Origin of the sequence: Klebsiella sp. R445, assembly GCF_051131755.1 — a bacterium.
Lineage (GTDB): Bacteria > Pseudomonadota > Gammaproteobacteria > Enterobacterales > Enterobacteriaceae > Klebsiella > Klebsiella lignicola.
This window is the reverse complement of record NZ_CP180446.1, coordinates 4,225,530-4,239,799: the sequence shown is the minus strand read 5'-3', so window position 1 is coordinate 4,239,799 and position 14,270 is coordinate 4,225,530. Positions and strand designations below refer to the sequence as shown.

Genomic DNA, 14,270 nt, shown 5'->3' with positions numbered 1-14,270 from the left:
ACGCTGTCCTTAAATGACCAAACACCCGGTATCAATAGGTCTCCGGTTCCCGCTGGAACCGGATTTTCCTTAGCGCACCATGCACGGGCGCTTGTTATCAAACGTCCAGTTCGGGATCAGATACTGCATCGCCATGGCGTCATCGCGCGCCCCCAGTCCATGCTTTTTATACAGCTCGTTCGCCTGCATCACGCGGTCCATATCCAGCTCGACTCCCAGGCCCGGCGTTGACGGCACCTGCACCATACCCCCTTGAATTTCAAAAGGTTGCTTGGTTAAGCGCTGGTTACCTTCCTGCCAGATCCAGTGGGTGTCGATCGCCGTAATATTGCCTGGTGCCGCCGCGGCTACGTGGGTGAACATCGCCAGCGAAATATCGAAATGGTTGTTGGAGTGTGAACCCCAGGTCAAACCAAATTCATGGCACATCTGCGCCACACGTACCGACCCCTGCATGGTCCAGAAGTGCGGATCCGCCAGCGGGATATCCACCGATTGCAATGACAGAGTATGCCCCATCTGACGCCAGTCGGTGGCAATCATATTGGTGGCCGTCGGCAAACCGGTGGCACGACGGAACTCCGCCATCACTTCACGACCGGAGAACCCTTGCTCTGCGCCACAGGGATCTTCAGCATACGCCAGCACGCCCTTCAGCTGCTTGCCAATCTGGATGGCTTCATCCAGCAGCCAGGCGCCGTTAGGATCCAGAGTCACCCGCGCCTGCGGGAATCGCTTCGCCAGAGCGACGATCGATTCGGCTTCTTCCTCACCCGCCAGCACGCCGCCTTTGAGTTTGAAATCGTTGAAACCATATTTCTCGTAAGCGGCTTCCGCCAGTCGGACAACGGCATCCGGCGTCATTGCCTCTTCGTGGCGCATCCGGTACCAGTCGCAGCGTTCGTCAGTCTGGCTTTGATAGTTCAACGGCGTGGCATGGCGATTGCCGACAAAGAACAGGTAGCCCAGCATTTCAACTTCACTACGCTGCTGACCGTCGCCCAGCAGAGAGGCCACGTTAACGCCAAGATGCTGCCCCAGCAGATCCAGTAACGCGGCTTCAATTCCGGTCACGACGTGAATGGTGGTACGTAAATCAAATGTTTGCAAACCGCGACCGCCGGCATCCCGGTCGGCGAAGCGTTGACGCACGGCGCCCAGCACGTTTTTATATTCACCCAGCGTCTTGCCGACCACCAGTTCAGCCGCCTCTTCCAGCGTCTGGCGGATTTTCTCGCCGCCGGGGATTTCGCCGACGCCGGTATGGCCCGAGTTGTCTTTAATAATCACAATATTACGGGTGAAATAGGGGGCGTGCGCCCCGCTAAGATTCATCAGCATGCTGTCGTGACCGGCAACCGGAATAACCTGCATGGTGGTAACGACGGGAGTAGAAAATAATGTACTCATCTTGAATCCTTTTCTTATTAGGTGGCGACTTAACGGCGACCAAATACGGGACGTTTGCGATCGAATTTCCAGCCGGGGATCAGATACTGCATCGGACCCGCGTCATTACGCGCGCCTCCAGGCAGGGTCTTATAGGCATCATGGGCTTTTTGCAGCTGGTCCCAATCCAGTTCAATACCCAGCCCTGGCGCCTCCGGTACGGCAATTTTTCCGTGAGCGATCTGCAGCGGATTTTTCGTCAGGCGGCAATCGCCTTCCTGCCAGATCCAGTGGGTATCGATGGCGGTCGGGTTACCCGGCGCGGCGGCGCCCACATGGGTAAACATCGCCAGCGAAATATCAAAGTGGTTGTTCGAGTGACAACCCCACGTCAGCCCCCAGTCATCGCAGAGCTGCGCGACGCGGACCGCCCCGGAGAGGGTCCAGAAGTGCGGGTCGGCCAGTGGAATATCCACCGCGTTAAGCATCACCGCGTGGCCCATTTCACGCCAGTTAGTGGCGATCATATTGGTGGCAACCGACAGCCCGGTTGCACGACGAAACTCGGCCATCACCTCACGGCCCGAGAAGCCCTGTTCGGCGCCGCACGGGTCTTCGGCATAGGTCAGCACATCCTGTAGCCCCTTGCACAGCGCAATCGCTTCATCAAGCAGCCACGCGCCATTAGGGTCGACGGTGATACGCGCATCCGGGAAGCGCTTCTTCAGCGCACGGGCGGTGTCAATTTCCTGCTCGCCGGGCAACACGCCGCCCTTGAGCTTGAAATCCTTAAAGCCATAGCGGTCCTGCGCGGCTTCGGCAAGGCGCACCACCGCGTCGCTGTTCAACGCTTCCTGATGGCGCAGGTGATACCAGTCGTGATCGCCTGGGGTATTCTCCAGATACGGCAGGTCGGTTTTGTTACGATCGCCAATATAGAAGAGATAGCCCAGCACGGTGACCGCATCGCGCTGTTTGCCCGGTCCCAGCAGTTCGCAGACCGGAACCTGCAGCGCTTTACCGAGCAGATCCAGCAGCGCCGCTTCCAGCGCGGCCACCGCGTTCACCCGTAGCTCAAAGGTCCAGGCGCCGTTGCCAAAGCTATCAAAGTCTGAAGCCTGGTTACCTTTGTGTACCTGCTGAACCACTTTGTTCAGGCGGGCGATTTCCTGCCCGACCACCAGCGGAACGCTATCGAGCAACGTCTGATAAATCACTTCGCCGCCCGGTGCCTCGCCGATGCCGGTATTGCCGGCGCTGTCGGTCAGGACCACGATATTGCGGGTAAACCAGGCATTGTGCGCGCCGCCGATATTCAGCAGCATGCTGTCATGGCCGGCCACCGGAATCACTTTCATGTCGGTAACGACGGGACTTGATTGTGTATTCATCATTAGCGCTCCGTAACCGGTTTGAGTTCAATACGTTTGATATCGCCCACCAGCACCAGATAACTCAGTACAGCCACCAGCGCATGCACCCCGACGTAAATCAGCGCGCCGTTAAATGAGCCCGTAGTCCCGACGATGTAGCCAATTGCAATCGGCGTCACGATGCCGGAGATATTACCGAACATGTTGAACAGACCGCCAGACAGGCCGCTGATCTCTTTCGGCGCGGTGTCCGCCATCACGGCCCAGCCCAATGCGCCAATCCCTTTGCCGAAGAAGGCCATCGCCATGAAGCCGATAATCATCCATTCTGCACTCACGTAGTTACAGAACACCATGACCATCGACAACAGCATGCCTAAGACAATCGGCGTTTTACGGGCAATATTAAGTGAACCGGTGCGCCGCATTAACCAGTCGGAGATGATCCCGCCCAGCACGCCCCCGGCAAAGCCGCAGATCGCCGGGATCGAGGCGACAAACCCGGCCTTCAGGATCGACATGCCGCGAGCCTGAACCAGATACACCGGGAACCAGGTGATAAAGAAGTAGGTCAACGCGTTGATGCAGTACTGGCCAATATAGATACCAACCATCATGCGGGAACCGATCAGCTGTTTGATTTGCCCCCATTTTTCGCTCATCGGGACTTTATGCGTGTCTTTCTTCTGATCCATGTTGATCAGCGCACCGCCTTCAGCAATATATTCCAGCTCTTTCTTGTTCACGCCGGGATGCTGATTAGGCTCATGGATGACTTTCAGCCACACAAAGCTAATAACAATCCCCAGTCCGCCCATAAAGAAGAACACATGTGACCAGCCCACTTCATGGGTTAACCAGCCCATGATTGGCGCGAAGATCACGGTGGCAAAGTATTGTGCCGAGTTGAAAATCGCTACCGCCGTGCCCCTTTCCTGTGCAGGGAACCAGGCCGCGACGATTCGACTGTTGCCGGGGAATGATGGGGCTTCCGCCAGGCCGACCAGAAAACGTAGGGTAAACAGCGCGATAATAATGCCGAAGCCGCTGAAGATATCGACGAAACCCTGCAGCAGGGTAAACATCGACCAGATGAAAATGGACCAAAAGTAGACGCGTTTGGAGCCGAAGCGGTCGAGCAACCAGCCGCCGGGGATCTGACCAATAACGTAAGCCCATGAGAAGGCAGAAAAAACATATCCCATGCCAACGGCATCGAGGCCAATATCTTTGGCCATTTCCGAACCGGCGATCGACAGCGTAGCGCGATCGCCATAGTTAAAGGACGTGACGATAAACAGCATCACCACTATCCAGTAGCGAGCATTGGTGCGTTTTTCCGCGCCGCTCGCAGCCTGACTTAATGTACTCATTGTTGCACTCCTGAATCATAGCCGATAGCTACGTTCATTCTGAACGGCACAACCGGTAGGGTAATCAGAATGACGTGTTCGTGTTTCTGTTCATTTTTGTTATGTCTGACGTACTGTTTTTTTAACTGGCTCGGAGAGTATAGAAAGAGGCCCTGGCTGGCTCACCGTGCATATACACAGCTTTCACGGGCATTTAGAAATAGATTTGTGGCTTTTGTCTGAGAAGATGGGGGGTAGTTCACGGAAATGAAAAGCAACGGCCGCCAGCCACGCTAACGGTGAAACAATCCGCAGGAGTGTGAATTGTCTCTCTTGACCCGGTGGAAATGTCGGGGAAAAAACCAGATAAACCACAAGGCTATCGTGCAAATGCCAGAACCACGGGCCAAACGGTGTGAACCAGCGCTGGCCGCGGCGAAAAGGCCCTCTGCGGCACAGAGGGCGCAATCTGTTATTGCGTTACTCCAGCAGGCTCGCCCACTGTTGCACCCACGGGTTGGAGACACCCTCGGGTTCCGGATCTTCGCTGGCATCGATCATCAGCATATCGCCGATCCGTTTTGCGCCCTGCTCCTGCAGCAGCGCGTCAAAGGTCTTGCCGCCGCCGCAAAAATTGGCGTAGGTGCTATCGCCCAGCGCGATAATCCCGTAGCGCAGATGCGGCTGGTACATGTCTTTCATCCCTTCGTACAGCGGGACGATGCTGTCCGGCAGATCGCCCTGTCCGGTGGTGGATGTCACCACCAGCACATATTTGCCGCTGTAGGGTTCCCAGTCCTGGATTTCCGGATCTTCGAACACCTTCGCTTTGTGGCCCAGTCCGCTCAGAATGGCTTCTGCCTCTTCGGCGACCAGCAGCGCGTTGCCATACATCGTGCCTACAAAAATCCCGACTTCTGCCATGATTATCTCCCTGGATTGACCTCAATATCTTCATCCTGACCGCTGTCGTCAGCAAACTCAACCCTTTCATTTAACGGTAGAAGGCCGCGCCAGCCAAACTGCGACAGCGCACGCATCCAGACCTCATCCAGGCCCGCGCGGATCACCAACGGTTCGCCGGTAAAGGGGTGGGTTAATGATAGCTGGCTGGCGTGAAGCATCAGGCGGTCTACGGCAAAATGTTCGGTGGCGCTACGATTCTGTCGGAGGTCACCGTGTTTGCTGTCGCCAATAATCGGATGCCGCAAATGGGAGAGATGGCGGCGCAGCTGATGTTTTCGCCCGGTTTTTGGTTCCAGCTCCACCAGGCTATAGCGCGTCGTCGGATAACGCCCGGTCGCAACCGGCATTTCGACCGTCGCCATCCCGCGATAATGGGTGACTGCCGGCTGGGGCTCTTTGTCATCGCGGGCGAATTTATCGGCGATTTTATCCAGCTCTTCCACCAGCGGGTAATCCAGGACCGCATCGTCGGTCAGCCAGCCGCGCACTACCGCGTGGTAGCGCTTTTGCATCTGGTGCTGTTCAAACTGTTGCGACAGCCGCCGTCCCGCTTCGCTGGACAGCCCCATCAGCAGGACCCCGGAGGTCGGGCGGTCGAGACGATGAGCGGTAAACACGTGCTGGCCAATCTGATCGCGGACGGTCTGCATCACCACCACTTTTTCATCGCGATCCAGCCAGCTACGATGGACCAGCCAGCCGGAAGGTTTATTCACCGCCACCAGCCATTCGTCCTGATAGATAATTTCCAGCATCAGGCGTCGTCGCTCGTAAACAGCGTATCGAGCAGCAGCAGTTCCGCCAGTACGCGTTCACGCAGCGGATGGGTGGCATCGAGAGCCATCTCATAATAGGGGGCCACGGCGAAATTCTGCGGCAGCGGCTGTTCGCTATCGAGTAAGTTGTGCATCCGCGGGATCAGGACCCACTGAAGCCACTCCAGCGGTTCCAGGGTGTCCATACAGAACGGCTGATCGCTGGCAAAAGCCCGGCTTTCCGGCGCATTTTCTTGCCAGTGTTCTGTTTCGCGCAGCAGCGCTTCAAGGGCGTGCAAACGCTCGCGCACGCTAAGGTGAAGAGTCATGGGAAACCTCGATGAGTTGTAAACCGGACGCAGAATAGCAAATACCGCAGCGAAAACTACTGTATTAGAGGCATAAAAAAAGGGAGCACTGTGTTAACAGTGCTCCCGGTTCGTTTCGCAGCAATCCAGCTACATTGGTGCTCCCTGCTCGTCCATGAAAACTTTTCCTGTGGTCTCCTGACCATGTTCATCCATAAACTAGCGCATCCTGCTCTCACACCACCCCGATGTGAAATCACTTATCCTAAGTTTGTCCCGATCTTCCTGATCCACCGTTCATCATGAGCGGCTCACGTTCTCCATCCTGGAGGTGTCCTTTACGCGTTCCTGCGTGATCCTGTGCTTCATCCTGAAGCCTGTCCTTGCAACGCCTTCCCGGCGGGTCCTGCAAGAAGTGTCATCATCCTGATGTTCACTTCTTCTCGCGACTTCCTGTCGACGTACATAGGATCACTGATTCCGCTTCGTCTTACAAGCCTTCTTGAGAGAATCTCTTAAGATTAACCTCACCCTGCGGAGCAACAAAAAAGGACAACCGTTTGAGTTTTATGGATTTATTACAAATCAATTGATTAAAAAATTGCGTAAATGATGACGATCTCTTACAGGTCTTGTAAGAGATCTCTCACAAACTGGTTGGTATAATGGATTACAGAACTGGCTCAAGCTGATTAAGGAAACTCGCAAGAGAAGGAGAAAGAGTTGTCCGTTTGCGGGTACCGAGCGTCTCTTTAAGGACTTCGCCGCTCACGTTACAGACCGAAATGACATCCAGCTCGCTGTCCAGCGTCGCAATAAACAGCGTCGGCGACAGCTTGAGTCGTTTTTGCACCAGCAGATGGCCGATTAAATTCTCTTGCACGCGCTGGAAGTCATCCGGACTCCAGGTTTGCAACAGCGTCATCGTCTCACCAGCCAGGCGGGCCGTCATATCACCGGCAAACTGGGTGGTATAATAACTATGAATCGGCTGTTGTACCACAATATCGAGCGCCCGTTCAACTGCGCTGATATCGGGTTCTAAGGAAAAGCGCTGCGGCTGCCAGAACACCGCATCATCGTCCGTCGCGCTGATACAGGGAGACGGGACACCATAAAGCTCTTCGCTTCGCGGCAGGCTGGCGTACTGCTGCTGCCAGGCAGCGCAATAGCGTTGAGTAAAGGCTTGCAGCGCTTCTGCAGTTTGATGGTCCACCGGTTTCTCTCTTCACGTTAGCCAGGATACACTTGGTTGCTAGTGTACCCGCTTTCCTATGGTGAAACATGTCTTCTTACGATAATCATCAGGCGCTGGCCGGCCTGACGCTCGGTAAATCAACGGATTACCGCGATACTTATGATGCCTCCCTGCTTCAGGGCGTGCCGCGCAGCCTGAACCGCGACCCGCTGGGGCTGCACGCGGATAATCTGCCGTTTCACGGCGGTGATATATGGACCCTGTACGAGCTCTCCTGGCTGAACGCCAAAGGGCTGCCGCAGGTCGCCGTCGGTCACGTTGAGCTGAATGACACAACCGTTAACCTGGTGGAATCGAAGAGCTTTAAGCTCTATCTCAACAGTTTTAATCAGACCCGTTTTGCCAGCTGGCAGGATGTTCAGGCAACGCTGACACGCGATCTCAGCGCCTGCGCCCAGGGCGAGGTCATGGTGTCGCTGTATCGCCTCGACGAGCTCGAAGGCCAGCCGGTGGCGCATCTGCACGGTACCTGCATCGATGAGCAGGATATCGAGATTGATAACTATGAGTTCAGCACCGACTATCTGCAGGATGCCGCGGGCGGCAAGATCGTCGAGGAGACGCTGGTCAGCCATCTGCTCAAATCCAACTGTCTGATCACCCACCAGCCCGACTGGGGCTCGGTACAGATTCAGTATCGTGGGCCTAAAATCGACCGCGAAAAGCTGCTGCGCTATCTGGTCTCGTTCCGCCACCACAATGAATTCCACGAGCAGTGCGTCGAGCGAATTTTTAACGACCTCCTGCGTTTCTGCCAGCCGGAATCCCTTTCTGTCTATGCCCGCTATACCCGCCGCGGGGGTCTGGATATTAACCCGTGGCGCAGCAACGGCGAATTTGTGCCGGCCATCGGCCGCCTCGCCCGTCAGTAGTAAACATTTTCACAATTTGCGTGCGTTAACGCGTGCGCAAGGTTGTGGAAACGTCACCGGCAAGGCTATTGTAATCTCAGGAAGACGATAATCGTCCTGTAAGGAGTTCACTTGATTACACATGTTAGCCCGCTTGGTTCAATGGATATGCTGTCACAGCTGGAAGTGGATATGCTTAAACGCACCGCCAGCAGTGACCTCTATCAACTCTTTCGTAACTGCTCGCTTGCTGTACTCAATTCGGGGAGCCTGACCGATAACAGCAAGGAGCTACTGTCTCGTTTTGAAAACTTCGATATTAACGTCCTGCGCCGCGAACGCGGTGTGAAGCTGGAATTGATCAATCCGCCGGAAGAGGCCTTCGTTGACGGGCGGATTATTCGCTCCCTGCAGGCCAACCTGTTTGCCGTGCTGCGCGATATCCTGTTCGTCTACGGACAAATCCACAACACCGTGCGCCTCCCGAATCTCGATCTCGAAAGCTCGGTACATATCACCAATCTGGTGTTTTCGATTCTGCGTAACGCCCGCGCCCTGCACGTCGGCGAAGCGCCGAACATGATTGTCTGCTGGGGCGGCCACTCTATTAACGAAAATGAATATCTGTACGCCCGTCGCGTCGGCACCCAGCTTGGTCTGCGTGAGCTGAACATCTGCACCGGTTGTGGCCCGGGCGCCATGGAAGCACCGATGAAAGGCGCCGCGGTCGGCCATGCTCAGCAGCGTTATAAAGACAGCCGCTTTATCGGGATGACCGAGCCGTCAATTATTGCCGCCGAGCCGCCAAACCCGCTGGTGAACGAGCTGATCATCATGCCGGATATCGAAAAGCGTCTGGAAGCGTTCGTGCGCATCGCCCACGGCATTATCATCTTCCCGGGCGGCGTGGGGACGGCAGAAGAGCTGCTCTATCTGCTGGGTATTTTAATGCACCCGGCAAACCAGTCGCAGGTGCTGCCGCTGATCCTGACCGGACCAAAAGAGAGCGCTGACTATTTCCGCGTGCTGGATGAATTCATCGTGCACACGTTGGGTGAGTCGGCCCGTCGTCACTACCGCATTATCGTTGACGATGCCGCAGAGGTGGCACGGCAGATGAAGAAAGCGATGCCGCTGGTGAAAGAGAACCGCCGCGAGACCGGGGATGCCTACAGCTTCAACTGGTCGATCCGTATTACTCCTGACCTGCAAATGCCGTTCGATCCAACGCATGAAAACATGGCCAACCTCAAGCTCTATCCGGACCAACCGGTAGAAGTGCTGGCGGCGGACCTCCGTCGTGCGTTTTCCGGCATCGTGGCCGGCAACGTCAAAGAGGTGGGTATTCAGGCGATTGAGAAGTTCGGCCCTTACAAGCTGCACGGCGATCCGGAGATCATGCGTCGGATGGACGAGCTGCTGCAGGGCTTCGTCGCCCAGCATCGCATGAAGCTGCCAGGCGGAACTGCCTATATTCCTTGCTATGAAATCGGCTCCTGACAAATAACCTGTCACTCTGCCATACCGGGTTACGACACGCGATGCCGTAACCCGCTTTTCCTTCCCTGGTTCTCCCCTGTGCTCTCCTTTTCTCTCCTTTGCTCTCCTCCACTTTCCCCTGCGTGTTCCCTTGCCTTTCCTCGGCGCGACTTTCCGAATGATTCAATTATTTTAAGAATCGTTTGTTCTGTTTTTACAAAGCCAATCGTTTGCGTTTCCATAAACAGCGATAAATATCACTAATAAAAATGCATTTAAGCGTGAAAACATCGTCTACATCTCATTTTTACAGCAAAAACCTCGTTATTACGCCCCACTCCTTTTATCTCATATCCTGTAAATGATAGCCTTCGCGCCACAAATATCTGGCTGATCACCAGAAACAGACTGTTGAACTAAAAATACCCACATCGAAAGTGGATTATTGCAATTGGGATCGCGATCACTGATGCATTTACCAGATAAATGTATCTTCCCGCCCCACTTGTTACGGAGAAAATCATTAAAAAACCGTAAACAAACGAATTTAGTATTACTTAATTGATTTTAATCATTATATTTGGTCGCTTCCTCCAGGAGAAACAGATGGAAACCACTCAAACCAGCACTATCGTTACGGGCGAAACCCGCAGCGGATGGCGCAAAACAGACACCATGTGGATGCTGGGCCTGTACGGCACGGCAATCGGTGCGGGCGTATTGTTCCTGCCGATTAATGCCGGCGTCGGCGGTATGATCCCCCTGATTATCATGGCAATACTTGCCTTTCCGATGACCTTCTTTGCCCACCGCGGGATGACCCGTTTTGTGCTTTCCGGTAAAAATCCGGGTGAAGACATCACTGAAGTGGTTGAAGAGCACTTTGGCGTTGGCGCAGGTAAGCTGATTACGCTGCTCTATTTCTTCGCCATCTACCCGATTCTGTTGGTGTATAGCGTGGCGATCACCAATACCGTTGAGAGCTTTATGACGCACCAGCTGCAGATGACTGCACCGCCGCGTGCGATCCTCTCGCTGATTCTGATCGTAGGTATGATGACCATCGTACGTTTCGGCGAGCAGATGATTGTTAAAGCGATGAGTATTCTGGTCTTCCCGTTTGTGGTCGCCCTGATGATTCTGGCACTGTACCTGATCCCGCAGTGGAACAGCGCAGCACTGGAAACCCTCTCCCTGAGCAGCGCCTCCGCCACCGGTAACGGCCTGTGGATGACGTTGTGGCTGGCGATTCCGGTGATGGTGTTCTCCTTTAACCACTCACCGATCATCTCCTCCTTCGCCGTAGCGAAGCGTGAAGAGTACGGCGACGGCGCAGAGAAAAAATGCTCCAGCATCCTGGCTCGCGCCCACGTCATGATGGTGATCACCGTGATGTTCTTCGTCTTCAGCTGCGTACTGAGCCTGTCTCCGGCAGACCTCGCGGCGGCCAAAGATCAGAACATCTCGATTCTCTCTTACCTGGCGAACCACTTTAACGCACCGCTGATTGCCTGGATGGCGCCGATCATTGCGATGATTGCCATCACCAAATCCTTCCTCGGCCACTATCTGGGTGCACGTGAAGGCTTTAACGGCATGGTGATTAAGTCCCTGCGCGGTAAAGGCAAAAGCATCGAAATCAACAAACTGAACAAAATCACAGCGCTGTTCATGCTGGTTACCACCTGGATTGTGGCGACCCTGAACCCAAGCATTCTCGGTATGATCGAAACCCTCGGCGGCCCGATTATCGCGATGATTCTGTTCCTGATGCCGATGTACGCCATTCAGAAAGTCCCGGCCATGCGCAAATACAGCGGCCACATCAGCAACGTCTTCGTTGTGATTATGGGCCTGATTGCCATCTCCGCTATTTTCTACTCTCTGTTCAGCTAATCCCCCTTCGCGCCGCCCGCGGGCGGCGCGCTTCCCGACAGTACTGGATGCATCATGATCAGCGTATTCGATATCTTTAAAATCGGCATTGGCCCGTCCAGCTCCCATACCGTTGGACCGATGAAAGCGGGCAAACAATTCACCGACGACCTCATCGCACGTGGGCTGCTTGCCAACGTCAGCAAAGTTGTTGTCGACGTTTACGGCTCGCTTTCCCTGACCGGTAAAGGCCACCATACCGACATCGCCATTATTATGGGCCTTGCGGGCAACCTGCCAGACAGCGTCGATATCGACGCCATCCCGGCGTTTATTCAGGACGTCAACACCCACGGGCGTCTGATGCTGGCAAACGGCCAGCATGAAGTCGACTTCCCGGTTGACCAGTGCATGAATTTCCATGCCGACAACCTGTCGCTGCACGAAAACGGTATGCGCATCACCGCTCTGAACGACGACAAGGTGCTCTACACGCAAACCTACTACTCCATTGGCGGCGGTTTTATCGTCGATGAGCAACACTTCGGCCAGACCAATGAAGCCCCGGCCGTGGTGCCTTACCCATACAAAAATGCCGCAGACCTGCAACGACACTGTCGTGAAAGTGGGCTCTCGCTGTCCGGCCTGATGATGCAAAACGAGCTGGCATTGCACAGCAAAGCCCAGTTGGAACAGCACTTCGAAGCGGTGTGGGAAGTGATGAGCGGCGGTATTGAACGCGGCATTACCACCGAAGGCGTTCTGCCGGGCAGATTGCGGGTACCGCGCCGCGCCGCCGCCCTGCGCCGGATGCTGGTCAGTCAGGACAATACCAACAGCGACCCGATGGCGGTTGTTGACTGGATTAATATGTTTGCTCTGGCGGTCAACGAAGAAAATGCGGCTGGTGGTCGCGTGGTCACGGCACCGACCAACGGCGCCTGCGGGATCGTCCCGGCGGTACTCGCCTATTACGACAAGTTTATCCGTAAGGTGAACGCCAACTCGCTGGCTCGCTACCTGCTGGTCACCAGCGCCATCGGCTCGCTGTATAAGATGAACGCCTCTATTTCCGGCGCCGAAGTAGGCTGCCAGGGCGAAGTCGGCGTGGCTTGTTCAATGGCCGCCGCCGGTCTGGCGGAGCTGCTGGGCGGTAGTCCGGGCCAGGTGTGTATCGCCGCTGAAATCGGCATGGAACACAATCTGGGTCTGACCTGCGATCCGGTAGCCGGCCAGGTGCAGGTTCCCTGCATCGAGCGTAATGCTATCGCCGCCGTTAAAGCGGTAAACGCCGCGCGGATGGCGCTTCGCCGCACCAGCGAGCCGCGCGTCTGCCTCGATAAAGTGATCGAAACCATGTACGAAACGGGCAAAGATATGAACGCCAAATACCGCGAAACCTCGCGCGGTGGTCTGGCAATGAAAATCGTCGCCTGCGATTAATCAGCACAAAAAAACGCCCTGAGCTGCAATGCTCAGGGCGACAATATCTTGTCTCAGACAGCCTTATTAAGACGTTAGCGCAGGTCGCCCACTTTGACGTGGTCCATATCGTCAAATACCTGGTTCTCCCCTACCATCCCCCAGATAAAGGTATACGCGCGCGTACCGACACCCGAGTGAATCGACCAGCTAGGTGAAATCACCGCCTGTTCGTTTTGCACCACAATATGCCGCGTCTCCTGCGGCTGTCCCATCATATGGAACACGCAGCTGTTCTCTTCCAGACCGAAGTAGAAATAGACCTCCATCCGACGCTCATGCGTATGGCACGGCATCGTATTCCACAAGTTGCCTGGCGCAAGCTCGGTCAGCCCCATGCTCAGCTGGCAGGTTTCCAGCACATCCGGCACGAAATACTTGTTAATCGTGCGACGGTTACTGGTCACATCTTCACCCAGCACAACCGGCGCTACATCCGCAGGGGTCACGCGTTTTGTCGGATAGGTGGTATGGGCTGGCGCGCAGTTATAGTAGAAACGGGCAGGCTTCGCCGCATCGACGCTGGCAAAGATCACCTCTTTCGCCCCTTTCCCGACATACAGCGCATCGCGATGGCCGATTTCATAACAGGTGCCGTCGACGGTAATGGTGCCCGCTCCCCCGATATTGATAACCCCCAGCTCGCGGCGTTCAAGGAAGTAGCTGACGCCGAGCTGCTTGCCCACTTCGCCGCCCACGCTCACGGTTTGCGTCACCGGCATCACGCCGCCGACGATGATGCGGTCGATGTGGCTGTAGGTCATGGTATAGCGATCGGCGGCAAAGATAGTCTCTACCAGAAACTCTTTGCGTAAACCTGCGGTATCAAGCGTTTTGGCGTGATCGCTGTGAATGCTTTGACGTATATCCATTTATAACTCCTCACTGGCAAATCAATACAGGCGCGCTAACCGCCTCCATCTCATTAATAAAAAAACGACATTTAATTAAAGTAATCACACATTTTTCACATTTAACCCTGTTAGAAAATATCTTATCAGCGTGGTGACAAAAATAATGTGATCCAAACTGAAATATTGTTTCAATTTGATTGAATCAAGGTTTCTTCAAAAGGATAGTATACCCCGACAGGTCATTTTCGGAGCATAACATTTAAGGCTAAAGCCTTTACAACACCGCCCAGGGTCAGAAGTAAGAGTCAACACCATGACTCCTAAAAGA

12 protein-coding genes are annotated in these 14,270 nt (G+C 54.9%); 4 read left to right on the top strand and 8 right to left on the bottom strand.

Annotated features, from left to right (window positions below; genetic code table 11):
- Positions 1 to 69: 69 nt before the first annotated feature.
- From gudD to syd, 7 genes are all read right to left on the bottom strand, one after another.
- Positions 70 to 1,410: a glucarate dehydratase gene (gene gudD / locus ACMYSN_RS20005; protein WP_462495921.1), complete on the bottom strand. Its 1,341-nt coding sequence runs from the start codon at positions 1,408 to 1,410 to the stop codon at positions 70 to 72.
- 29 nt (positions 1,411 to 1,439) lie between these two features.
- Complete coding sequence (locus ACMYSN_RS20000) at positions 1,440 to 2,780, bottom strand: glucarate dehydratase family protein (protein ID WP_462498298.1); 1,341 nt, start codon at positions 2,778 to 2,780, stop codon at positions 1,440 to 1,442.
- A gap of 2 nt (positions 2,781 to 2,782) precedes the next feature.
- Positions 2,783 to 4,135: an MFS transporter gene (gudP, locus tag ACMYSN_RS19995; protein WP_462495920.1), complete on the bottom strand. Its 1,353-nt coding sequence runs from the start codon at positions 4,133 to 4,135 to the stop codon at positions 2,783 to 2,785.
- A gap of 459 nt (positions 4,136 to 4,594) precedes the next feature.
- Positions 4,595 to 5,038: a flavodoxin gene (locus tag ACMYSN_RS19990; protein ID WP_123756710.1), complete on the bottom strand. Its 444-nt coding sequence runs from the start codon at positions 5,036 to 5,038 to the stop codon at positions 4,595 to 4,597.
- Between the two features lie 2 nt (positions 5,039 to 5,040).
- On the bottom strand, positions 5,041 to 5,835 hold the full coding sequence (truC, locus tag ACMYSN_RS19985; protein ID WP_462495919.1) for a tRNA pseudouridine(65) synthase TruC: 795 nt from the start codon (positions 5,833 to 5,835) through the stop codon (positions 5,041 to 5,043).
- Positions 5,835 to 6,164, bottom strand: a complete 330-nt coding sequence (locus tag ACMYSN_RS19980; RefSeq protein ID WP_123756708.1) for a YqcC family protein — start codon at positions 6,162 to 6,164, stop codon at positions 5,835 to 5,837. Before ACMYSN_RS19980 ends, truC begins: the two co-directional genes overlap by 1 nt.
- A gap of 649 nt (positions 6,165 to 6,813) precedes the next feature.
- Entirely contained in the window at positions 6,814 to 7,359 is a 546-nt protein-coding gene (gene syd, locus ACMYSN_RS19975) for a SecY-interacting protein Syd (RefSeq protein ID WP_462495918.1), read from the bottom strand.
- 68 nt (positions 7,360 to 7,427) lie between these two features.
- Between syd and queF the strand changes: the two genes are divergently transcribed.
- From queF to ACMYSN_RS19955, 4 genes are all read left to right on the top strand, one after another.
- Positions 7,428 to 8,273, top strand: coding sequence for an NADPH-dependent 7-cyano-7-deazaguanine reductase (queF, locus tag ACMYSN_RS19970; protein WP_462495917.1), 846 nt, complete (start codon positions 7,428 to 7,430; stop codon positions 8,271 to 8,273).
- Between the two features lie 111 nt (positions 8,274 to 8,384).
- Complete coding sequence (gene ppnN / locus ACMYSN_RS19965; protein WP_462495916.1) at positions 8,385 to 9,752, top strand: nucleotide 5'-monophosphate nucleosidase PpnN; 1,368 nt, start codon at positions 8,385 to 8,387, stop codon at positions 9,750 to 9,752.
- Positions 9,753 to 10,337: 585 nt separating this feature from the next.
- Complete coding sequence (locus ACMYSN_RS19960; protein ID WP_462495915.1) at positions 10,338 to 11,627, top strand: HAAAP family serine/threonine permease; 1,290 nt, start codon at positions 10,338 to 10,340, stop codon at positions 11,625 to 11,627.
- Positions 11,628 to 11,681: 54 nt separating this feature from the next.
- Entirely contained in the window at positions 11,682 to 13,049 is a 1,368-nt protein-coding gene (locus tag ACMYSN_RS19955; RefSeq protein WP_462495914.1) for an L-serine ammonia-lyase, read from the top strand.
- A 74-nt stretch (positions 13,050 to 13,123) separates the two neighbouring features.
- On the opposite strand, the gene kduI is transcribed toward ACMYSN_RS19955, so the two are convergent.
- The gene (gene kduI, locus ACMYSN_RS19950) at positions 13,124 to 13,960 is read right to left on the bottom strand and encodes a 5-dehydro-4-deoxy-D-glucuronate isomerase (RefSeq protein WP_462495913.1); all 837 of its coding nucleotides are present in this window, start codon (positions 13,958 to 13,960) and stop codon (positions 13,124 to 13,126) included.
- Positions 13,961 to 14,270 lie beyond the last annotated feature (310 nt).

What these genes read in the sequence shown, in the direction of transcription:
- gudD (WP_462495921.1), bottom strand. Translation starts at nt 1,410, where the DNA reads ATGAGTACATTATTTTCTACTCCCGTCGTTACCACCATGCAGGTTATT.
- ACMYSN_RS20000 (WP_462498298.1), bottom strand. Translation starts at nt 2,780, where the DNA reads ATGAATACACAATCAAGTCCCGTCGTTACCGACATGAAAGTGATTCCG.
- gudP (WP_462495920.1), bottom strand. Translation starts at nt 4,135, where the DNA reads ATGAGTACATTAAGTCAGGCTGCGAGCGGCGCGGAAAAACGCACCAAT.
- ACMYSN_RS19990 (WP_123756710.1), bottom strand. Translation starts at nt 5,038, where the DNA reads ATGGCAGAAGTCGGGATTTTTGTAGGCACGATGTATGGCAACGCGCTG.
- truC (WP_462495919.1), bottom strand. Translation starts at nt 5,835, where the DNA reads ATGCTGGAAATTATCTATCAGGACGAATGGCTGGTGGCGGTGAATAAA.
- ACMYSN_RS19980 (WP_123756708.1), bottom strand. Translation starts at nt 6,164, where the DNA reads ATGACTCTTCACCTTAGCGTGCGCGAGCGTTTGCACGCCCTTGAAGCG.
- queF (WP_462495917.1), top strand. Translation starts at nt 7,428, where the DNA reads ATGTCTTCTTACGATAATCATCAGGCGCTGGCCGGCCTGACGCTCGGT.
- ACMYSN_RS19960 (WP_462495915.1), top strand. Translation starts at nt 10,338, where the DNA reads ATGGAAACCACTCAAACCAGCACTATCGTTACGGGCGAAACCCGCAGC.
- ACMYSN_RS19955 (WP_462495914.1), top strand. Translation starts at nt 11,682, where the DNA reads ATGATCAGCGTATTCGATATCTTTAAAATCGGCATTGGCCCGTCCAGC.
- kduI (WP_462495913.1), bottom strand. Translation starts at nt 13,960, where the DNA reads ATGGATATACGTCAAAGCATTCACAGCGATCACGCCAAAACGCTTGAT.